Below are 23,742 nucleotides of genomic sequence, written 5' to 3'. Positions count from 1 at the left end.
AGATTAGTTATTAGCAATATGACGTCTAAATTAAGAATTCGTTACGTACATGAAGCTCGTAATTTATACAAAACGAAACATGATACCCATTTTTGAGTAAATTTTTAACGAAAAAATAGGAATTCTAAAAGACGGTAGTAGTTATATTATAAATCTATTAGTTCAAAAAATGATTATTCTATTTTAATAATCTAGTATCAAAACAAAAAGGTTCTACATCTATAAGCTTCACTTCATTAAATCTTGGATGTAATGGGTTTACTAGAAGATTTTGTTCTTTTGGAATTATAATACTAGGCACTTTAAGTCCTAAATATTGTTCTTCTGTTATCCACTGCATTGCAAAATTCTGAACTTCGATTGGTACTGGAATCTCGTTCCAATCATTTGGTAACTTTTTTGTATCTACAGTAGTAATCAATGTATCTGGTACTTCTATGGTAGCAATAGACATATCATCTGGGAAATATGCTGCTGGTAAATGTGCCAAAACCTCAAGTGCAGACAGTGCAGCAGAGGTACTTGTATACAATACAGCTACTCCTTTTGGGTTCCACCTACCCCCTACTGTTTTTGCTCCAATACCAGTAAGGTCTTTAATATATTTTTGTTTTGCGATTCGATATACTTGCATTATGCAAAAATTCCGTGCTCTATCCGAACTAATTCTTCATTCAATAACTGAAAACCAAAAGTTGTATCTAATAATTCTTTTGGTTTTTTCATAGCCAAAGCAACACTAGGGTGTTCCATCCAATTTTTAAAACGAGTAAGATCTCCAAATATATTTTCTCCTTTGGCATACAATTTTGCTAATTGTAATACTCTTGCACTTGCTTCTGTGTTTAGCTTTTTATTCAAATCATATCGTTGAATAGTTCGCTCAGACATATGAAGTATATGTGCTAATTCTTTAAGATCAATACTAATTGTCTTAGCTAGATGCAATAGCGCTTTTTTATCTATTCCGTTTCTAGACAATTCTATAAAATCATACATATTACGTAACGGGATATCGATATTTAAATAACGTAATAGTCCTTTATTTTCAAAACTATCAAAATCTAGTGGAGATACTGCACTCATACCTTTATATTTTTGACAAATATACAAAAAAAAATGACAACTGTCTTAATTTATGGTTAAAATAGAATTTAATTCTGGTTTTACCTCATTCAATCTGGCTTCTATAGATCTTATGGCTACAGTAGATAAATACCTCCCTAAGGGCAAGAGTGGTTTTATTAAAAGAGTTTCTTTCTCTGTGTCTTTTGATACTACTTCAGTATCCAATAGTGGGATCATAGTAGGTTTTAGCATAATAGAGTAATTACTTCCAAGTTTTTTTGTGATTTCTCGGGTATGACCATATCTTACATTTTGTAAAGTAGTCAAAGGTGCTTGTAGTTGTGTTTGTGTTTTTATTATTTTACGCTCCTCATCATTTGCAATGACCAAATGTTTTAATTTTATTTTTGCCTGTAGATCAGGAAAAGAATCTTTCAGTATCTGTTTAAAAACCTCTTCTACTCCCTTAGACACTCGACCACCAATATTATCATAATATCCAGCATCTGCATATTGATCTGAATATATCCTACCCGATTCTGAAACTTTTTTCACCTCTCCAACTGGAGTGATATAAGGAAAGCTAGCATTAATTCTCATTGCTGTAGACAATCCAATAGAAGTATTAGGATAATGCTTTTGCAGATTATCTATAAAATCATTCATTCCTGTAAGTTCCCTTAGATGCGAATATTTTACAGGACTTATCATATTATAACTTCCTGTTTGTGTATGTGTCGTATTTATAAACAAAAGAGGGGGAACAGTTTTCTTTATTATCTTCCCTTTTGCGTCTGTGATATTTTCATAAAAAGACAAAAATTCTCTTTGCAAAATATCTTCCCCATTATTATTTTCTGAAAAATAGTTCTTGTATGAAGTGCTCCATTGTTCTTCTAATAGTTGCCCTCTATTTTTAAATCTAAATAAGCTTGTTACCTCTTTAAAAAGATCTCTCCCCAAAAATGATAATAATGCAACTGATAAGTAATTTTCTTTATAAATAGCACTTGCTTTATATTTTAAAACGGGATACTTATTCTCTTTATTTTGTTTTATTTTAAAATTAGCTGTTGTATCATTCTTCATTGCACGTTGTGCTTCAGCAAAAAATAGTGCATTACCAACACTACCCCCTGAAGCGCCTGTCAAAGACAATAAATTTTCCTCAAAATATTCCCCTTTAGACTTTTCATACAAATAACTATGTACCAAAAAAGACCATAATCCAGCTCTAGAACCACCTCCTTCTGAAGAGGCTATAATTGCTGGAAAACACCCTTCTTGACTTTTGATAATTTCTTCTCGACTTTTTATCCATTGATATATGTACTCCTCCATAGTAGCTCTAACTACTGTACTTTTCTTTAAATCTAGTTGATAGTGATCTGATTCTTTTGAAAAGAGCCTACCAAAAAACAAACTTAAAATGACAGTTATAGTAAATAATGGCATTTTTAATTTTTTTCCGCATAAGATCAATATAAAACTAATCATGAATAAACTTACCAATGACAATATCAAAATAGATAAAGGATTTATTCTACCAGCCCATTCTGGAATAAAATTAAGGACCAAAAAAGATAGTAATAAAATAAAGCCTGCAACGAGAACAATTCCATAAAATAATTTTTCGGGAAATTCCTTTAAGAAATTATAACTATTAAATGATAATGTGAAGAAAAATAATACCAACGCATAATTTGATAAAAAGAGATTACCTAAATCTTTTTCTGTCTGAGTATTCAAAGTACCAAGAGAGATTATAAAAATCACCAACCCTACTGATAACAACACAATAAAAGTATTGGTTTTTGGAATTTTGGTTACAAAACTTTTTAAATGTTCATAAAATATAGGCTCAGTAAAAAAAAGTAAAAAAAATATACTAGAGATCAATGTATTGGTAGGGTCAAAAAAACTTGTATATACATTCTCTAGCTCAAACACTTTCATCGCATTAAGGATACTAAGTGCAGATATTATCAATAAAAATAAAGCTAAAATTCTGGGAACTACTTTTCGCATATGTACTCTTACCTTATAATGGTATCTCGCATATTTATTCTTTCTCTGAAATTTATAATGCTGATTTGGTACAAAACCAATAAGGTTAGAAAATGTAATATCCTTATAATTATAAAAGTAAAAGTATTTAGGGATATTCCAAATCAAAAATGCGGAAGCCATCAGTAAAAAGAAATACAAAGGGACTTCAAACAAAAAAGCATCTGCTTGATTTAATATTAATAACAAATCCAAAGTCTGTGGGAAATGCCATAACGCAAAATACAAGGATAAAATAAAAAAAAGACTAATTATGTTATTATACAACTCCCCTATTAATATTTTAAACCAAATACTAAATCGTTGAAAAAATAACAGCAGTTTTACCATTTTTAGATGTAATTAGGTTGTAAGAATAATACAATAAATCTAATGAATAAAACGAATACTCTCTGGTAATATTCTTTAAATTATCTAGTAAATTAATACTATCAAAATAAGCGCATATAGTTTCTTTATGAAAAGGTGTTTTTATCTTAGGAGAAGTCAAGTCTTATTATCGTATTAAAAACTAAAAATCAATCAATTAGTATATTCTTTAAAAAAAGTGTTAAAAAAAACAAAAATAAATAAAACCCTAAAACTCCTGTATTAACTAGGGTTTTGAGATATTATGACTCTTAAACTACCTATTAGCATCTATATTAAACTCAATAAAATTACGTTTTTAACATAAAAAAGTGTATATTGTCGTTGATTTTGTGTTTTACAACGATTTAAAATCACATCAAGTAAGTTTTAACTTACAAAATAAAAGTTCAACCCCAAAACCAAACTTTATGAAAACAATTCTACCTTTACTACTCTTGTTCATAACAAGCTTAACATTTGCAAACTCAAAAATCGATATTTCATATAAGTTAATGTCGGTTACAGAAAATACTGTCGTTGATGGTTTGGATGAAAACACTGAAGAAGGTGTTATTTTTATTACAGAAAGCTTACATCTTGAAGATGGTGTACGTATTAAAGTAAGAAACGCATGCCTTATTATTCTTGGAGACTTAACAGGTAATGGCATTATCGATATCGATCATACTGCTACTGTAACACTAGAAGGAGAAGAGCAAGGAAGAATCACTTTTGTTGATAGATTTCTTGCAGACAATACCTGCCAGCAAAGTACCGATGAAAAAACATTTAAACACATAAAAGATGTTCCTCAAGGCCTTAATTATAGTCTTTACAACATGTCTGGAAGACTATTAGACAAAGGAGAAGTTGATGACTACATTCAAAATTACATGGACCCTAAAACATATTTAATAAAAATAGACGGATACAAGCTTAAAAGAATCATTTTTAAGCCATAATCCGATCAATAAAAGTAAGGTTTAAAGTCCACGATAACTAGTTATCGTGGACTTTTTTAAGATTCCTATTAGCTATTAATTTGCTAAAAAAACTTATATTTAATGGTAACACCCAAAATTCATTCTCCAATACATTCTTCTCTTTTATAATTAAAGAGTGTAACTTAACTAACTATATGTTGCGAACATCATGGTTCAAATCTGAGGCGGCTAGATACGCATTTTATGGAATCCTATTTGGGTTCCTATTTCCTATTTTGGCTACAAGCATAGATATTGCCAGATTAGGGATAGAGTTCTCATGGCAATCTGTAATATGGGTACAACACCAACAACCTATTCATTATATCATAGATACTGCCCCCTTATTTCTTGGTCTCTTTGCTATGTTTGGAGGTAGAAATCTTGATAGATTAAAAGAAAAAAACAAACAAATCTTAAAAGCTTCAAAATTCAAAGAAGATTTTCTTGCAAATATGAGTCATGAGATCAGAACTCCTATGGTAGGTGTTATTGGTATGATAGATTTACTTTTTAAAAACACCAAATTAGATAACCTTCAAAAACAATATGTAAGTACTATTCATCAATCTTCACATAACTTATTAGATATCTTGAATCAAATTTTAGATCTTTCAAAAATGGAGGCTGGAAAATTTAGTCTTTCCCCAACGCCAACTAACTTTAAAGATGTGATTCATCAAAACATAGGTCTATTTATGGCAACTGCTACTTCAAAAAAAATAGAATTAACATCTAATTATTCTCATGAATTGCCCGAGAATATCATGTCAGATAATAAGCGGTTAACTCAAATTATCTCAAACCTTATTGGTAACGCTATAAAATTCACAGATCAAGGGCAAATACAAATACACACTTCTTTGGTATCAAAAAAAAACGATCACCTCACAGTTAAAGTAGAGATTATTGATTCTGGAGTTGGTATTGATAAAAAACATCAGGCAACACTTTTTAATCGTTTTAGTCAATTTCATCAAGCTTCAATAATAGCTGGAGAAGGTAGCGGTTTAGGTCTCTCTATTTGTGAGAAACTAGTTCAGCTTATGCAAGGAGAAATTGGTGTAAAAAGTGAAATCGGTAAAGGAAGTAACTTCTGGTTTACCTTTCAAACAACCAAGGTGAGTACTCCTATATCTCAAGAAAACAAACCTTTACCTAATTTAAAAAAACAAAAATACAATTTACATGTTTTACTTATAGAAGACTCTGATACCAGTATTCTTGTATCTCAACAAATTTTGAAATATTTAGGATGCACATCAGATATAGCAAAAGATGGAAGACAAGCAATACAAATGTTTCAAGAAGACATGTATGACCTAATCCTAATGGATATCAATTTACCAGGAATCGATGGTGTACAAACCTCTCAAATACTACGCAAAACTTATAATACAATTCCTCCTATAATTGCAATTACTTCTAATGCGCTTCCTGGTGATGCAGAACGATATATAGCTAAAGGATTAGATGATTATATCACAAAACCTTATACTACAGAAATATTGAATATTAAATTAAAAAATTGGTTCGGAAACCATTCTCAAAACCACTAGAAACATATAATTACAAGTAAACGCTTTGTTTTAAGAAACCAACAACGTTCTTGTTCAGCAAAATTTCTTACCTTGTAAGGTACACTAAACTCTTTATTAAAATACAATTAAAAACTTTGGGTGATGCAACAAACAAACAAACTATTCCGTAAAAAATATATTTCTTTTATACTTCTTGTTTTTTTAGTTTTAGGATTCTCCTCGCAAACACACGCATATACTTATATACAAGATATTACATCCAATTCTGATTATAATGAATACAAAGGAATAATACTTGATAAAAAAACCAACAAACCGCTTATATCTGCTTCTATTTCTGTAAATCAAACTAATATATCTACTGTTACCAATACAGAAGGAAAGTTTTTATTAAAAGTTCCCGCAGATATGAATACTACCACTATCACCATCTCTTATTTAGGATATAGGGATAAAACAATAGCGCTTTCTGAGTTTGAAGGAAAAGAATTAAAAATAAAATTAAATGTATCGGTTACAGAATTATCTGAAGTCAGCATTACCCCAATAGATCCAATCCAACTCCTAAAAAAAGTAATACAAAAAAAAGGAAGTAACTATCTAAATGAGCATACAATCATGACTGCATTTTATAGAGAAACCATCAAAAAAAGAAGAACATATGTATCGCTTTCTGAAGCCGTTGTAGATATCTATAAAAATCCATATGAATCTAAAAAAACAGATGTACTCAAACTATTCAAAGCCCGAAAAAGTGCAGACTATAAAAAGCTAGACACGCTAACCCTAAAACTACAAGGAGGCCCTACAACTACATTATATATTGATCTAATGAAGAATTCAGATATTCTTTTTACTGACAATATGCCAAACTTATATAGTTTTAGTTTTGATACCTCTACAAAAATTAATGACCAAGACATCTACGTACTTAATTTCAAACAACATCCACATATAAAAGAGCCATTGTATTTTGGTAAACTATATATCGATTCCAAAAGTTTTGCTGTAACCAAAGCTGTGTATAGCCTAAATATGGAAAATAAAGAAGAAGTAAGTAAAATGTTTGTTCGTAAAAAACCTAAAAAAGCAAAAGTTAACCTCACTAAAGTTAGTTACGCCATCGATTATCGGCAAAAAAACGGAAAATGGTATTATAGCTACGGTAAGGTTAATATGAATGTAAAAGTTAATTGGAAAAAGAAATTATTCAATTCTTTATATAAATTGAATGTCGAAATGGCGGTTACCGACTGGAAGAAAAACACTGATAACCTATCTATTAAACAAAGAAATCAACTAAAGCCTTCCATTATTATTAGTGATGAAGCTTCTGGGTTTTCTGATCCAGTGTTTTGGGGAGAATACAATGTTATAGAACCTGAAAAGTCTATAGAATCTGCCATCAAAAAAATTAAAAAACAGTTACAAAGATTAAATTAAAAATATAAATAATCAAAAGAGAATACTATCACCACTACTTTTGGTCATACATAGCTTATAATTAAATACGTATCAATACCTGAATTCGTTTCACAATTTTATTACTTTTACATCTGGGAAAAACAGAAGATTGCAACAGTTACCAATCTTAATCAGTCAATTATAATACCTTTTCAAAAGTTATAAAATGAAAAAAATACAGTCTATTGTACTTTTTTGCATATTCAATTGTGTGCTCTATGCTCAAAAACCAATGGATTCTCTATCTAGTAGAGAAGATTTTGAGATTTTTGAAAATATACTCAAAAAAGGGCACCCCAATCTATATGAATACATTGATAGTGATTCTCTGAACTATATTTTTAATACCACAAAAGAATCTATTTCGTCAAAACAATCTGATATAGATTTATATAAAAAAATGCTTACCATTACAGACAAAATTAAGGATGGACATCTTTTATTGTTTGCTCCTAACTCTATAAAAACTGATCAATATTATTTTCCATTAATTCTAAAAATAATACATACAGATTTATATACAGACACTAATGATTACGGAATCCCTATTGGATCAAAAATAAATAGAATCAATGGAGAGAAAGCTTCTATAATCTTAGATAACTTAAAAAAATATGTTTCTTGCGATGGGTATAATCTCACCAAAAAATATAGAGATATAGAACTTAGATTTGGATTGTTTTATGGATATGAATACGGTATTTCTAAACAATTTGATATCGATTACACAGAACCCACCGGAGCCACAAAAAGTAATACGATTGCTGCTGAATCTTTCATAAAAGTTAAGCACAGAAACACAAAACGTAATTCTTATTTTGCAAAATATCACAATAAAGAAAATGGTTTTGATTTTTTTAATACCTATGTCGGTAATAAAACCCCTTTTGTACATTACAACAAAGAGTTAAATACAGCTGTATTAGTAATTAATTCGTTTAAAAGTGATGTAAGACTTTTTAAATCAAAGCTATTGACGATTTTTAAAGAAATTAATAAAAAGAAAATTAAAAACCTTGTCATTGATATTAGGCATAATGATGGAGGGTTCAGGTCTAATGCAGTTCATCTGTATTCTTTTATTACCAGTTCTATATTCAAACAATTTACTAGTGAGTATGTCGCATCACTCTCTGTTCCTGAGCGTAAATATGCGACTCAAACATTTTTGAATGAAAAAGAATTCTTAAAAGATAAATTTTATCACCATCCTATATATGATGGATGGAAACTTGATTTTGATGATATGGAAGTAATTATGGTTCCTGATAGAAATAGATTTCAAGGAAACATCTATGTTTTGGCTGGTGGTACTACATTTGATGCTGGTGCTATATTTGCTTTAAATATTAAAAACAACCCTAAAATCACATTAATAGGAGAAGAAACTGGAGGAGGCTATTATACTCATAACGGTGGATTTATCATATATTATGAATTGCCTAATTCTAAAATAAGTATGGTATTACCTATGGAAAAAATTAGTCATTATGTAAAAGATACAACTATTCCTAAAGGATTAGGGATACCTCCTGATAAACATATCATATATACTCTAGATGATTTGATTGAGGGTAAAGATCCTGAACTAGATTATGTATTCAGGTTGATTCGTGGATAGTACTAAATAAGATTATATATCAAATATTTATCCTATATAAGTATTTACACTAGTTATTAATTCACAAGAGCTATGTAGCATTTTCTTGAATCTTTGAGCAAGATGTTCATCATTAAATTTCATTGCTTCACTGATACTATTAGACAATACTAATTCTCCGATGAGATATTCAACAAAGTAACTTTGATCATCTGTTAGAAGTACATATTCTGTCATACTAGTAATTCATTTTTCTTAAACTTTTTACATCAAATAATAGCTCTGTATAAGTTTATCAAATACAACTGTAAAATTAAGTTTAAAAACAACTAAAAAAATATGAGCAAAGAATACTTTTTCACATATGTATTAACAATTATAGTATTACTATATTTTTAAATCGAGTAAGCATGAATTCAAAATACAATATTATGTTTAGTACTATAAAAATTCTACATTTGTTTCTTTATAAAATAATCCATTTATGTCTATAGATAAATTAACCAGAGCTTATGCAGATATTGATAAGGCTAATGCAAAAGATCCTAATAAAGAAGAAGTAAATAATGAAATAGTAGCCAAAGAATTAATCTATGGACAGCGAATGACTACTACGCTAGAACAATTTGATCCAAATGCATCAGAAGCTCTCAAACTTGCTGCTAGATCTCAACATATTTGCAGATGGGAAATACCAAGAAATAGCTACCCTATGGATCGCATCGGGTATCTAAAATGGAGAGAAGAGTTAAAGAAATTTCATGCTTCAAAAGCTTCAGAAATTCTTACTCAAATAGGGTATGATACAGAAACAATTGATAGAGTTTCTTTTTTAATTCAAAAGAAAAAACTAAAAAAAGATACAGATACTCAAACTCTTGAAGATGTAATCTGTTTAGTTTTTCTCGACTTTTATTATGAAGATTTTTTATTAAAACATACTGATGATAAAATAATCACCATTCTACAAAAAACATGGCATAAGATGTCTGAGAAAGGACATGAATCCGCTCTAAAAATTACATATTCAGAAAAAGCTTTGGATCTAATCAAGCAGGCATTGGCTTAATTCTATCTTAATTTATATAGTAGTATTATATCACCTTAGTTTTTTTTTTAATTACTTCATTACGATAATAATCAATAATTCCGTCGATGGGTCTTCTTACGATATTACCAACTGTAAGATGGTATGGCCAAACTGCTGCCCTTATAATATCTTCGCTAAAATGAGCTATTGACCCTATAAAATGTACAGGAACATTCTGAGCCTCAGGAAAACACAATACTCTAGTTTCTATAAACTCTTGAATACCTTCTGTTATAATTTTATAAAAATACCCATTGCGTTCACTCGTAAAAATAAACTCTGCAAAAGATGCCAAATATGTATTAGGGTTCTCTCTTTTATACAAATTTTCTTTTATTGCATCTGATGAGAGATCAAACTGTTTTTCAAACTCTGATGCAACCTCTGGTGGCATTCTCTTATAATAATAATCACGGATTAATCTTTTTCCGAAGTGATTTCCACTTGCTTCATCCATAAGAATATATCCTAGAGAATCTACAGACATATGAATATCATCGCCATCAAAATAACAACTATTAGAACCTGTACCTAATATACATACAATCCCTGGTTCTGTAGTAGCTGCATATACTGCGGCAACCATATCCTCTTTGACTACAATCTCGTTAGCATTGGTAAAAAACTCTTCAAAAACTTTTTTTAATACCATCGTAGGCTTTATAGTACCACATCCTGCTCCATAAAAGTTTACGATATCAACCTTATCTCGATATGCATAAAGCTCTTCGTTTTTATTTATTCTTTCCTCTAGCAAAGATTTCTCAAATACAGCAGGGTTTAATCCTTCTGTACGAGTTTTAAAAACGATTTCTCCTGAATCATCAAGAAGAATCCAATCACATTTGGTAGAACCGCCGTCTGCTAATAAAATCATTTATAATTTTGTTTGTTGTTAGCATAGAGTATATACAATACTCTTAAAAATATTTTGAAAGTCAGACGACTGAGCTTGTTGAAAATTTTTATTTACAAAAATAAATCTTCGACAAGCTCAAGCTGACATAACTATATCTAAATTTTATAAATTTCCTACGTGAATTGACAAATCAACTAACTTAGAAGAGTATCCGTATTCATTATCATACCATGATACTAATTTGAAGAAATTGTCATTAAGTGAAATTCCCGCATTAGCATCAAAAACAGAAGTTTGAGATTCTCCTACAAAGTCTTGAGAAACTACAGCCTCCTCAGTATATCCTAAAATACCTTTTAATTCATTTTCTGAAGCTTTCTTTACTACCGCCTTAAGATCTTCATAAGACACCGATTTTTTAGTCTTCACAGTAAGGTCTACTACAGAAACATCTGCTGTTGGAACTCTAAATGCCATTCCTGTTAATTTTCCTTGCAAAGCAGGAATTACTTTGGTAACTGCTACTGCTGCTCCAGTAGTAGAAGGAATAATATTATTTAATGCACTACGTCCTAATCTATAGTTTTTTCTAGAAGGCGAATCAACTGTAGCTTGCGTGGCAGTAGCAGCATGTACTGTTGTCATCAACCCTTCTTCTATTCCAAAATTATCATCAATAACTTTTGCCAATGGAGCTAAACAGTTTGTAGTACATGAAGCATTAGAAACAATAGTATCGGTAGCTTTAACATCAGTATGATTTACTCCCATCACAAACATAGGAGCATCTTTTGATGGTGCAGAAATAACCACTTTTTTAGCGCCTGCTTTTAGGTGTGCATTTGCAGAATCCAATGTTGTAAAGATTCCTGTACAATCCATAACAACATCTACTCCAACAGCATCCCATTTTAGGTCTTCTGGATTACGTTCTGCTGTTACACGAATTTCTCTTCCATCAACAACAAGGTTACCATTGCTTACCTCAATTGATTCATCAAATTTTCCATGTACAGAATCATATTCTAATAAGTATGCTAAATGCTCTACATCTAATAAATCATTAATTGCTACTATTTCTACATTATCACGTTTAGAAGCAATTCTAAAAGCAATTCTACCAATTCTTCCGAAACCGTTAATTCCAATTTTTAACGTACTCATATTTAAAAATTTAGTTGTTTTAATTTATACTGACTGTGGTTATATCATACCGAAGTAATATCGGCTACTTTTATTAATCTATCGTGTTTTTGTAATCTCTTATCCAATGCTGTTTTAAGTGGTACAACCGAGACTACTTTATGTACGATTCCAATCATTACTTCACTTCTACCTTCTAATAATGTTTCTACAGCTCCTACTCCCAATTTACTGGCTAATACTCTATCAAAGCAACTAGGGGGGCCTCCTCTTTGAATATGTCCTAAAACTGATACTCTCACCTCATAATCATCTAAATTTTGCTCAACATATTCACCCAGTTCAAAAATATTCTTACCTGATTTATCGCCTTCTGCAACAACTATAATACTAGAGGTTTTTCCTGTCTTTTTACTTTTCTTTAGTGAATCCAGAAGCCGTTCTACTCCCATATCTTCTTCTGGTATCAATATTTCTTCTGCTCCTGCTCCTATTCCAGCATTCAAAGCTATATCTCCTGCATCTCTACCCATCACCTCTATAAGAAATAACCGGTTATGAGAACTTGCAGTATCTCTTATTTTATCAATGGCTTCTACCACAGTATTCAGGGCAGTATCATATCCTATAGTATAATCTGTTCCATTGATATCATTATCTATAGTTCCTGGAATACCAACTACTGGAAAATTAAACTCTTCAGATAATTTCAATGCACCAGTAAAACTACCGTCTCCACCTATCACAACAAGTGCATCAATATTATTTTTTATAAGGTTATCATATGCTTTCTTTCTTCCTTCAATAGTTCTAAATTCTTTAGAACGAGCAGATTTAAGAAAAGTTCCTCCTTTATTTATAATATTTCGTACAGAACGAGCGTTTAGCTCTTCGATCTCATTATTAATAAGACCTTCATATCCTTTATAAACACCATAACATTTTACCTTATAGTAACTACATGCACGAACAACCGCACGAATCGCGGCATTCATCCCCGGAGCATCTCCACCAGAAGTTAGCACCGCTATATTTTCAACTTTTTTTGCCATTGAGTCAAATCTATCGTTATTGATAGTAATAACCTAATTTGCAAAAAAACTAAAACGTTTTCGGTTGATAAATTAGGTACTTACAAAAGTAAAATGCATGTTTTTAACATGTTTTCATGAAATATTTTTAAGAATAAAACCATTTTACAAAAAAATACTGATCTATAAACTCTTTATTTTTATAAATAATATGTAAACAAAAACGACCTGTTTCAACAGATCGTTTTACAAATTAACACTTGTTTTGATTATTATTTAACCAAAACCATATACTGCCACGGTTTAAATTCATAAACATTATTAGGTGCCATTTCTATCATTTTTCCCGAGAAATAATCTTTAAACTTACCTGTAGATTCTATATTAAATGACATTACATCTTTTGTCATATTTGCTATAAAAAGTATTTTATGTTCTTCTTTGTTCCTCGCAAATGCCAAAATTTTGGTATCATCAGAGGTTTGAATCCTTTTATAGGTTGCTGCATTCTTTCCTGTATGTAGTGCTGGATTTGTATTTTTTAGTTTACCTAACTTTTCATACAAAGGAAAAAACACTCCTTTTTCTTTCTTAATAGTATCTTTCTCAAAAAACAATAAGCGTTTATTCATATCATATTCTTGTCCTGAATAAATCAAAGGCATACCTGGAGTAAGATATGAAAGTACTGCAAACATCTCTTTGGCCTCTCCCATTCTCTCCTGTACCGTTCCATTCCATGAATTTTCATCATGATTAGATGTAAAATTCATTAAGATATTATCCTTTGTATACATAGAATCTATTTGAGTCATCCTTTTATCCCATTGGCTAACACCTGCTTTTCCTTGAGCAATATCATTCATTTTATGATGAGTATCCCATCCATAACCCATATCAAAAGCATTCTTTAACAATTCTGGTTCCCATCCTTCTGCTAACATAAATACAGGCTTTATCTTCTTAAGTTCTCGTACTGTATTGTCCCAGAAATCAGTAGGAACCATTCCTGCAACATCACACCTAAAACCATCTATTCCCTCTTCTTGTAACCAGTAGATCATAGCATCTTTCATCTGCTTCCGCATCTCTTGATTATTATAATCAAGATCAGCTATATCGGTCCAGTCTGTATCAACAGTATGTGTTATATTACCATCTTTATCTTTGGTATAATATTCTGGGTGTTCTTTTAACCATATATGATCCCACCCTGTATGATTTGCCACCCAATCTAAAATGACATAAATCCCATTATCATGAGCAGTTTTTACTAATTCTCTAAAATCTTCAATAGTACCAAACTCAGGGTTGACCGTAGTATAATCTGATATCGCATAATAACTTCCTAGTGATCCTTTGCTTTTGGTGGTAGAAATCGGATAAATTGGCATAACCCATACTATCTTGACTCCCATTTGTTTCAAAACAGGAATATCTTTGGTAAATGCATTAAAACTACCTTCTTCAGAATATTGGCGAATATTTACTTCATAAATGACTGCATTTTCTATCGCTTCGTTATCAATTGGCTGAAGCACTTCTTTTTTCACTTCTTTCTCAACCTTTATCTCTTGGTTGTTTACTACTTCTTCTTTTTTTGTTTTCCCACAAGAAAACAAAAGTATAGCAGTAACAAAGCCTATTGTAATTTTTTTCATGGTTCAAAATTTTCTATGGTTACATTAATTATTAGTTTCTATTAGACAGTAACAAGAGTATCAGGAGTAATAGTAAGCTCTTTACCATTTACGTAAATTAGTAATTCCTGATCTCCTTCTAGACTAAAAGAAGTACCTTCTTGAGAAACATCGACTCTAAGAATTTGATTTCTATAGTTTACATTAAAAACATATCCGCTCCACTCTTTAGGTATTTTTGGAGCAAAAGAGAGTTTATTATCTTTCATTCTAAGTCCTCCAAACCCTTCTACAATACTCATCCATGTTCCAGCCATACTGGTAATATGCAGCCCCTCTTCAACCTCTTTATTATAATCATCAAGATCAAGCCTTGATGTTCTAAGGTAAAATGCATATGCTTGATCCATTCTATCTAATGTAGCAGCCAGAATGCTATGTACACATGGAGAAAGTGAAGATTCATGTACCGTAAATGGCTCATAGAAATCAAAATGAAGCTTTAACTCTTCTTTGGTAAATTTATCTTCAAACATATAAAACCCTTGAAGTATATCTGCTTGTTTTATATAAGGAGAACGTAATATACGATCCCAACTCCATTTTTGATTAATTGGTCGTTGTGATGTATCTAGATCTTTAACAGTAATCAATTCTTTATCAAGAAATCCATCTTGTTGCAAGTATACCTGATATTTTTCTGAATACGGAAAATACATCTTCTTAGCGACCTCTAACATCGCTTGAATTTCTGTCTGACTTATATTTGTTTTTCTTATAATTCTATCATAGTCTTCTTTGTATGTTTCTTTTACGGTATCTATATTTTTAACACAATATTCGATACACCATTTTGCCAAGTAATTTGTATACCAATTATTATTAATGTTATTTTCGTATTCATTGGGTCCTGTAACTCCCAGAATTACATATTTATTTTTATCAGTAGAGAATGTTGCTCTCTGATGCCAAAAACGAGCAATTGCTATCATTACTTCTAGCCCTTTCTCTGGTATATACCTATAATCTCCTGTATATCTAACATAATTATAGATCGCAAAAACCATTGCACCGTTACGATGAATTTCTTCAAAAGTGATTTCCCATTCATTATGACATTCTTCGCCATTCATGGTCACCATTGGATATAGTGCTGCTCCATTAATGAATCCTAGTTTTTTAGCATTCTCAATAGCTTTATCCAAGTGATGATAACGATATGTCAACAAATTTCTAGCGACTTCTTGATTTTTGGTAGCCATATAAAACGGAATACAATATGCTTCTGTATCCCAGTAAGTACTTCCTCCATACTTTTCACCAGTAAATCCTTTAGGGCCTATATTTAATCTGGCATCCTTGCCCAGATATGTCTGATTTAATTGAAAAATATTAAATCGTATCCCTTGCTGTGCCTTTACATCTCCTTTGATGACAATATCAGACATATCCCATATTGTTTCCCAAGCTTTTTTCTGTTTCTCTAATAGAGCATCAAACCCTAATTTTGAAGCTTTTTGAAGTATTGCAGAACTTATATATTCTAAATCACTTTCTCTATGATTAGAAGATACTGTATATCCTCCGTATTTTACAATACTTACCGTTGTCCCTTTAGAAGATTGCAAAGCATATTTTAGATTTACATACGTACCATTGATTTCTGTTTTAGGATGGATTTCTTGCTGCTTTCCATCAACAAAAATATGATTCAACATTGCTGTACATACATGAAAATCGGTTTTCATCGTTTTAGAAAGAATATATCCAGAATTCTTATTGTGGGCAAGGTCATAAGTATCCCAGAATTTATCATCCCAATTAGTATCCTCATTTGTTATTCCTGAATCAAGATAGGGGGTGAATTCTATAACAGCATCTTTATTTATTGGGGTTACCTCGTATCGAATAGCCCCTACCTCATCCATCTCCAGAGATAAAAAACGAGTAGATTTTACTGATACTTCTATAGAATTAGATAAAACCGCATTAAAAGAACGTTGATACCAGCCTTCTTTCATATTTAATTCTCTCCTAAAATTAGTAATCGATGTACATCTATGTAAATCTAGGTTTTCACCATTTACCATTACATTAATACCAATCCAATTTGGTGCATTAAGCACCTTGGCAAAATACTCTGGATACCCATTTTTCCACCACCCTACTCTGGTCTTATCGGGATAATACACCCCTGCAATATAACTTCCTTGAAAAGTATCTCCTGAATACGCTTCTTCAAAATTAGCGCGTTGTCCCATTGCTCCATTTCCTAAACTAAAAAGGCTTTCAGAAGATTTAACTTTCTCTGCATCAAATCCTTCTTCAATAATTGACCAGTTATCTGGCTTTATATAATCCTGATTCATCTGTTATTTTTTATTCATACTAAGCCACTCTATACGATTGTTTTTCTACTTTTTATCAAAGTTTTCTCTAAACAATCTCTTTATATAGTGCCTTAAATCTCAGTTGTTTTTGATCAACTGATTTATAAATTCTTCTTTTATTTCTGTAAAATCTGTAAAAATGTAATCTGCTTTATGTAAGATCTTTTTGTCACCAATACCAATACTAATCATCCCTGCAGTATTTGCGGCCTCGATTCCTGCTACAGAATCTTCAAACACAATACTATTCTTGGCAGAAACTCCTAAGTCTTTTGCTGCCAATAAAAATACTTCGGGATCAGGTTTTGCCTTAGAAACATTTGTTCCGTCTACAATTGTATCAAACCTATCATAAAGTGATACCCTTTTTAGTATAATCCTTGCGTTTTTACTAGCTGAACCTAAACCTACTGCTTGCTTTTTTGATATTAAATAATCCAATACTCTAGGAACATCTTGTAAAATCTCATTGGTTCCCATCTTTGATATATATGCTAGATACTCTTCGTTTTTAACAGCCATTAATTGCGTAAACTCTTTTTCTGATATGGTTTTATCACCCCATTCTAGAATTTTTTTCAAAGACTGTATCCTACTTACTCCTTTTAACTGCTCATTCTGTTCTGCAGTAAAATGAATACCTAAACTATTTGCTAGGTTTTTCCATGCTAAAAAATGATATTTTGCGGTATCTACAATAACACCGTCAAGATCGAATATAAATGCTTTTCTCATTATGTTATGCTTCTTTAGGGTTATATGTTATTGCGTTTTTATTGGTTATAAGCAGATTGCAAAGACCTGCAATGATTAGACTTATTCCAGCTATCAACATTGCATTAATTGTTTCTTCTCCAATAATTTTATATGCTATATTAACTCCTCCTAACGCAGCTATAATTTGCGGCAATACAATAAACATATTGAATATCCCCATGATGACTCCCATTTTTTTGGGATCAACAGAACTAGAAAGCATAGCATAAGGCATAGACAAAATACTCCCCCAAGCAAAACCTATTAATGTAAAAGAAAGAAGCAACCATTCTGGTGAAGGGATAAAATACATAGAAATAAATCCTACTCCTCCCAAGATGAGAGCGCATAAATGAATCCATTTTCTATTGATTCTCTTTCTCGAAGTATAAAAAGTAAGTAACAATGCGAATGCCATAGATGACAACCCATAGGTTCCCATATATCTGCCTACCTCATTAGATGATTTTTGAAATGCTGTATTCGCTTTTTCAAATGCCAAAGCAGATTCATTCGCAGTCATATTATATGCTGATTCTATGGGAGCTGGTGTCTTAAACACATGCTCTGTCAATGCAGGGTTTGCCAAACTCCACATAGTAAAAAAGGCAAACCAGCTAAAAAACTGAACCAATCCTAATTTTTTCATTGTAACTGGCATACTGCCAATATTATTCAATATATCAGGAATGAATTGATTTTTTCTTTTTTTCTCTTTTTCAAACTCCTCCATATCTTCTGGAGGATATTCAGAAGTAGTAAATACAGTATATAAGATACTTACCAGAAAAATAAAAGCACCAATAGCAAAAGCTATTTTTACAGACATAGGAATAACTCCAGTAGGAGCAGCATCGCTTACTCCCATTTGTGAAATCACCCAAGGTAAATTACTAGCTACCCAGGTACCAATACCAATTATCAATGTCTGAGTTACAAAACCATATGAGCGTTGAGATTCTGGTAATTTATCTGCTACCAAAGCCCTAAAAGGTTCCATAGAAATATTAATAGAGGCATCTAAAATCCATAAAAGTCCAGCCGCAACCCATAAAAAGGGAGAATGTGGTACTATAAACAAAGCCAAAGAGCTCAATATAGCACCTATCAAAAAGTAAGGTCTACGACGCCCCCATTTGGCACTCCAAGTACGATCACTTAGATATCCGATTATAGGTTGCACTAAAAGTCCTGTTAATGGCGCTGCAATCCACAATAAAGGTATCGCATCTTTTTCTGCTCCTAATGTTTGGAATATTCGAGACATAAATCCGCCTTGCAAAGCAAAACCGAATTGAATTCCTAAAAAACCGAAACTCATGTTCCAGATTTCCCAGAATCCTAATGTACGCTTGTTCATTATAGTGAATGTTTAATAATTACACTGATAAGCGCATGACTTATCAAAACTTATTTTATGTAGAAAGTGAGAATATAAGTTTTGATCGGGGTCAAAGATATTATAATTTTTTAATTAAAAAGATTTGAGATTATTTTTTTGTAGATTTTCTTTCTACCAAACTTGTATCAATAATAACAGTCCTATACTCTTCTGCCTCAGTATCATCGCATTCTAATTTATCAATCAAAAGCTTGGCGGCTCGTATTCCCATATCTTCTCCATGCTGACTAATAGTAGTTAAACTAGGAATAAAATGTTTAGATAAAATTCCATCTGTAAAACCAATAATTGCAACATCATTGGGTACTGTTTTCCCTTGTTCGTTCAGAACTTTGGTAGCCGTAACCGCAAAAAGTTCGTTTACCGCAAAAACTGCATCAATATCTTTATTTAATAAAAATTCAGAAATCTCTGCTTCACAATTACCTACATCTTCTATTTTAAGAATAAACTCTTCTTTTTCTGGTATATCATACCCCCTAAGTGCTCGTAAGTATCCATTTGTCCTTAATTTTCCTACACTTATATAATCTACTGTAGTAATGATCGCAATATTTCTACAACCTATAGATAGTAGGTGATTTGTTGCCATTTGGGCCCCTTTTGCATCATCAATAATTACTTTATCACAGACTATCTCATCAATAATCCTATCAAAAAGAACAACAGGCATGCCTTGACTCATAGTTTCCTGAATATGATGATAATCCTTTTTGAGTTGTGTTTCTTTTGCTACAGATAAAATAAACCCATCAGCACTACCACTTGCCAACATTTCCATATTAATCACCTCTTTATCAAAAGAATTATTAGAGGAGCAAATAATGACATTATATCCTTTCGCATTAGCAACCTTCTCTACTCCTCCGATTACAGTTGTAAAAAAATGATGTACTATCTCTGGTATAATCACACCAATTGTCTTTGTTTTTCTATTCTTAAGGCTTAACGCTATATTATTAGGTTTGTAATTATATAATTTAGCAAAAGCTTTTACCTTTTGTCGGGTATCTAAACTGATTTCTGCACTATCTTTTAATGCTTTTGATACAGTAGAAATAGAAACATCCAATTCCTTTGCTATTTGTTTTAATGTTACTTTTTGTTTCATTTATTTTTCCTTACCTGGTTTTTATTCCTTTTTATGAAATAAACTAAAAAAACAGCATTTTTTAGATCATTACAACATACGTGTCAAGTATTTTCTATTTATCAAAAACCAAATTTAAGCATCAAAATATGCTATATGCCCAGAATAATGCTTAAAATTTTAATAGAATTTCAAAAGTTTTCCACACGCAAACGTTTGCGTAAGATTCTGATTACAAATTGATAAAAATTTAACTCAAAATTTACATACTTTGGTTGCAGAAAGCGAGAATATAAGACGTAAAACAATCAAAAACTAATTTAATTTATATGAAAACATTTACCAAAAGCGCATTGTTTTTATTCTGGTTCTTACCAATGAGCTTTTTTGCACAGTCAGTTGTTGAGGGAACAATTACTGATGCAGGAAATGGTCAACCCATTCCTGGTGTAAATATCATTGTTAAGGAATCTACCAATGGAACAAGTTCTGATTTTGATGGAGCCTATTCATTACCCAATATCAATACTGGAGATATTATTGTGTTTTCTTATGTTGGATTTGTAGCTCAAGAAATACCCTATGATGGTCAAACCTCTCTTGATATTGCTCTAGAAGAAGATGCTGCAGAACTAGAACAAGTAGTAGTCGTTGGTTATGGTTCTACCAGAAAAAAAGACCTAACAGGGTCTGTAGCTCTTATTACTACAAAAGATTTTAATACAGGTAACAATGTTACCGCAGAAAATCTATTCAATGGTAAAATTGCAGGAGTATCTATCAATACCAATGGAGGCCCTGCCGCCAATTCTGAAATAAGAATTAGAGGAGGAGCCTCTCTGAATGCTTCAAATGACCCTTTGATCGTTATAGATGGGCTTCCTCTAAATGACTCAGGAGATTTGGCCAATGGTTCTAGATCTATTCTCTCTGCAATCAACCCAAATGATATCGAATCTTTTTCTATACTAAAAGATGCATCTGCTGCAGCTATATATGGTAATCGTGGTGCCAATGGTGTTATTATAATTACTACCAAAAAAGGAAAAAAGAAATTACAAATTAGCTTAAATTCTAAAACTAGTATAACTCGCGCTAACGAAACTGTAGATGTATTTTCTGCTGATGAGTACAGAGCATTTATAGCCCAAAATTTACCTGCAAGAGTCGCTGAGCTAGGTACTGCCAGTACAGATTGGCAAGATGAAATATACAGAACTGCTTTTTCTACAGATCACAATCTATCTGTAAGCGGTTCTCTTATGGATGCATTACCCACAAGAATATCTATAGGAAGAGCTGATCAAGAAGGGCTTAGAAAAACTTCTAAATTTGAAAGAACAACTACTTCTCTTTCTCTAAACCCAAAGTTATTTGACAATCATCTTAAAATCGATGTTAATGCTAATCTGAATTTTGAAAAAAATCGTTTTGCCCCAGGAGTAGAAGGAGCGGCTATTACATTTGACCCTACACAACCAGTATTTGATGCAAATTCTCCGTATGATGGTTTTTTTGAATATAGAGATGCAACTACTGGATTTGCTTCTGGTAATGTACAAAGAAACCCATTGGCAGAATTATTACAAACTAGAGAAATTGCCAACGTAAGAAGATATTTTGGGAATATAAAACTCGATTATCAACTGCACTTTTTCCCTGATTTGAGAGCTATTGTAAATTTGGGATTGGATGACAGTGAAACTGACCGCTTCAAAGAAGTTTCTACACAAAGTGCACTTGGTTTCAATGCAACTCAAGGGGAGTTTTTGGGATCTAAGACAGATACTGATTTATTAATCAAAAACCGTCTTCTGGATGCTTATCTTACCTATACCAAAACTCTTAATAGGTTAGACATCGAAGCCACTGGTGGATACTCTTATCAAAAATTTGATTTTGATAGATTTGAAACTGGTAATCAACGTGATCCAGGGTCTGCCTCAGAAAGAACTATTGACCCTGATCAGGTTCTTCTGGCCTACTTTGCAAGAACAAACTTAAAATACAATGATAAGTACTTTTTATCTGCATCTATACGTAGAGATGGAACGTCTAGATTTGGTGAAAACAATAGATGGGGATATTTTCCTTCAGCATCTTTTGGGTGGCAAATAAGTGAAGAGAATTTCTTGAAAAATTCTACTGTACTAAGCAACCTAAAATTACGATTAGGATATGGTATAACAGGTCAACAAGATATTAGTCAAGCGTATGCATACCTAGAAAGATACAGAAGAAGTAGCCCTCTTACTCAATATATTCTTGATGGCAACGTCATAAACATTGTACAACCTCAGTTTAGGAATGAAAATATAGAGTGGGAAAAAATAACAGAATACAATATCGGTTTAGATTATGGTTTCTTTAAAAACAGAATTAGTGGTGCTATTGATGTATTTAGAAAAGAATCAGACGATTTACTTTCTGAAGCTCCTATTCCTGATGCAGCAAACTTTTCTAATCAAGGATTCCAAAATATTGGTAAATTCACTACACAAGGTATTGAATTCACTATTAATGCTAATATTATTCAAAAAAGTGATTTTAACTGGAATGTAAGTTATAATGCCACTTATATAGATCGTGAAATAGGAAACTTGGCATTCAATCAAGATATATTAACTACTGATATTGATGGAGGTACAGGAAATACTATACAGATACAAAGACAAGGAGAAGCTCCTTATTCCTTTTTTACTTATGCACAAATCTATGATGATCAAGGAAACCCTATAGAAGGAGCCTATGCCGATCTTAATAATGATGGCATCATTAACAACAATGATAGGTATATCTCTGGTAAAGGTACCCCTGATCTTATTATGGGACTACAATCTAATTTAAACTATAAAAATTTCGATTTTAGTTTTAGCATGAGGTCAAATATAGGCGGAGAAATATATAACAACGTCAATTCAAAAAATGCGCAATTAGGTAATGCTTTTAGAACTGTATTTAGTAATACTCCTTCTTCTATTGTAGATACTAATTTTCAAAATACTCCTGATGTAATCCTATCTGATTACTATATAGAAGATGCGTCTTTTCTCAGAATGGATAATATCACACTAGGATATACACTTCATAATATTATGAAAGGTGTATCTAGTCTTCGTCTATGGACTGGCGTACAAAATGCATTTATTATCACAGATTACTCTGGATTAGACCCAGAGATTCAAAATAATGGAGTTGATAAGACAATCTTTCCCAGAGGACGAACACTTTTATTTGGGTTAAATTATAAATACTAAAAAATTAAGA

The 23,742-nt window shown here is 31.6% G+C and carries 18 protein-coding genes; 6 read left to right on the top strand and 12 right to left on the bottom strand.

Annotated elements, in window-relative coordinates; all coding sequences use genetic code 11:
• Positions 1 to 178: 178 nt before the first annotated feature.
• From DG508_RS12685 to DG508_RS12675, 3 genes are read right to left on the bottom strand one after another with little or no spacing between them, the layout of a single operon-like run.
• A complete protein-coding gene (locus DG508_RS12685; RefSeq protein ID WP_108868497.1) occupies positions 179 to 634 on the bottom strand; it encodes an RES family NAD+ phosphorylase in 456 nt (151 codons plus the stop codon).
• Complete coding sequence (gene parS, locus DG508_RS12680) at positions 634 to 1,086, bottom strand: type II RES/Xre toxin-antitoxin system antitoxin (RefSeq protein WP_108868496.1); 453 nt, start codon at positions 1,084 to 1,086, stop codon at positions 634 to 636. Before parS ends, DG508_RS12685 begins: the two co-directional genes overlap by 1 nt.
• A gap of 45 nt (positions 1,087 to 1,131) precedes the next feature.
• Positions 1,132 to 3,324, bottom strand: a complete 2,193-nt coding sequence (locus DG508_RS12675; RefSeq protein WP_159090810.1) for a patatin-like phospholipase family protein — start codon at positions 3,322 to 3,324, stop codon at positions 1,132 to 1,134.
• A gap of 590 nt (positions 3,325 to 3,914) precedes the next feature.
• On the opposite strand from DG508_RS12675, the gene DG508_RS12670 reads away from it, so the two are divergent.
• The 4 genes from DG508_RS12670 (at position 3,915) to DG508_RS12655 (ending at position 9,095) form a co-directional block, all read left to right on the top strand.
• Positions 3,915 to 4,448 carry a hypothetical protein gene (locus DG508_RS12670; RefSeq protein ID WP_159090809.1) on the top strand — a complete coding sequence of 178 codons (534 nt, stop codon included), beginning with the start codon at positions 3,915 to 3,917 and terminating at the stop codon, positions 4,446 to 4,448.
• Between the two features lie 176 nt (positions 4,449 to 4,624).
• Complete coding sequence (locus DG508_RS12665) at positions 4,625 to 6,028, top strand: ATP-binding protein (protein WP_108868493.1); 1,404 nt, start codon at positions 4,625 to 4,627, stop codon at positions 6,026 to 6,028.
• Positions 6,029 to 6,151: 123 nt separating this feature from the next.
• Complete coding sequence (locus DG508_RS12660; protein WP_108868492.1) at positions 6,152 to 7,453, top strand: carboxypeptidase-like regulatory domain-containing protein; 1,302 nt, start codon at positions 6,152 to 6,154, stop codon at positions 7,451 to 7,453.
• A gap of 187 nt (positions 7,454 to 7,640) precedes the next feature.
• A complete protein-coding gene (locus DG508_RS12655; RefSeq protein WP_108868491.1) occupies positions 7,641 to 9,095 on the top strand; it encodes a S41 family peptidase in 1,455 nt (484 codons plus the stop codon).
• Positions 9,096 to 9,122: 27 nt separating this feature from the next.
• Here DG508_RS12655 and DG508_RS12650 read toward each other — a convergent pair whose 3' ends face one another.
• A complete protein-coding gene (locus DG508_RS12650; protein ID WP_103866015.1) occupies positions 9,123 to 9,311 on the bottom strand; it encodes a hypothetical protein in 189 nt (62 codons plus the stop codon).
• 247 nt (positions 9,312 to 9,558) lie between these two features.
• Between DG508_RS12650 and DG508_RS12645 the strand changes: the two genes are divergently transcribed.
• Positions 9,559 to 10,143 carry a DUF4202 domain-containing protein gene (locus DG508_RS12645; RefSeq protein WP_108868490.1) on the top strand — a complete coding sequence of 195 codons (585 nt, stop codon included), beginning with the start codon at positions 9,559 to 9,561 and terminating at the stop codon, positions 10,141 to 10,143.
• A 25-nt stretch (positions 10,144 to 10,168) separates the two neighbouring features.
• On the opposite strand, the gene DG508_RS12640 is transcribed toward DG508_RS12645, so the two are convergent.
• The 8 genes from DG508_RS12640 to DG508_RS12605 form a co-directional block, all read right to left on the bottom strand.
• Complete coding sequence (locus DG508_RS12640; RefSeq protein WP_108868489.1) at positions 10,169 to 11,041, bottom strand: BadF/BadG/BcrA/BcrD ATPase family protein; 873 nt, start codon at positions 11,039 to 11,041, stop codon at positions 10,169 to 10,171.
• Positions 11,042 to 11,185: 144 nt separating this feature from the next.
• Positions 11,186 to 12,187, bottom strand: a complete 1,002-nt coding sequence (gap, locus tag DG508_RS12635; RefSeq protein WP_108868488.1) for a type I glyceraldehyde-3-phosphate dehydrogenase — start codon at positions 12,185 to 12,187, stop codon at positions 11,186 to 11,188.
• Between the two features lie 44 nt (positions 12,188 to 12,231).
• Complete coding sequence (gene pfkA, locus DG508_RS12630) at positions 12,232 to 13,218, bottom strand: 6-phosphofructokinase (RefSeq protein ID WP_108868487.1); 987 nt, start codon at positions 13,216 to 13,218, stop codon at positions 12,232 to 12,234.
• A gap of 251 nt (positions 13,219 to 13,469) precedes the next feature.
• Positions 13,470 to 14,858: an alpha-amylase family glycosyl hydrolase gene (locus tag DG508_RS12625; RefSeq protein ID WP_108868486.1), complete on the bottom strand. Its 1,389-nt coding sequence runs from the start codon at positions 14,856 to 14,858 to the stop codon at positions 13,470 to 13,472.
• Between the two features lie 41 nt (positions 14,859 to 14,899).
• Positions 14,900 to 17,206, bottom strand: coding sequence for a glycoside hydrolase family 65 protein (locus DG508_RS12620; protein ID WP_108868485.1), 2,307 nt, complete (start codon positions 17,204 to 17,206; stop codon positions 14,900 to 14,902).
• A gap of 99 nt (positions 17,207 to 17,305) precedes the next feature.
• Positions 17,306 to 17,965: a beta-phosphoglucomutase gene (pgmB, locus tag DG508_RS12615; RefSeq protein WP_108868484.1), complete on the bottom strand. Its 660-nt coding sequence runs from the start codon at positions 17,963 to 17,965 to the stop codon at positions 17,306 to 17,308.
• Position 17,966: 1 nt separating this feature from the next.
• Positions 17,967 to 19,343, bottom strand: coding sequence for an MFS transporter (locus DG508_RS12610; RefSeq protein ID WP_108868483.1), 1,377 nt, complete (start codon positions 19,341 to 19,343; stop codon positions 17,967 to 17,969).
• A 130-nt stretch (positions 19,344 to 19,473) separates the two neighbouring features.
• Positions 19,474 to 20,496, bottom strand: coding sequence for a LacI family DNA-binding transcriptional regulator (locus tag DG508_RS12605; protein WP_108868482.1), 1,023 nt, complete (start codon positions 20,494 to 20,496; stop codon positions 19,474 to 19,476).
• Between the two features lie 308 nt (positions 20,497 to 20,804).
• On the opposite strand from DG508_RS12605, the gene DG508_RS12600 reads away from it, so the two are divergent.
• A complete protein-coding gene (locus DG508_RS12600) occupies positions 20,805 to 23,732 on the top strand; it encodes a SusC/RagA family TonB-linked outer membrane protein (protein WP_108868481.1) in 2,928 nt (975 codons plus the stop codon).
• The last annotated feature ends 10 nt before the right edge of the window (positions 23,733 to 23,742 follow it).

Origin of the sequence: Aquimarina aquimarini (assembly GCF_900299535.1) — a bacterium.
Classification (GTDB): Bacteria; Bacteroidota; Bacteroidia; order Flavobacteriales; family Flavobacteriaceae; genus Aquimarina; species Aquimarina aquimarini.
Note: the sequence above shows the minus strand (reverse complement) of the source record. Positions and strands in the feature narration are given on the sequence as shown.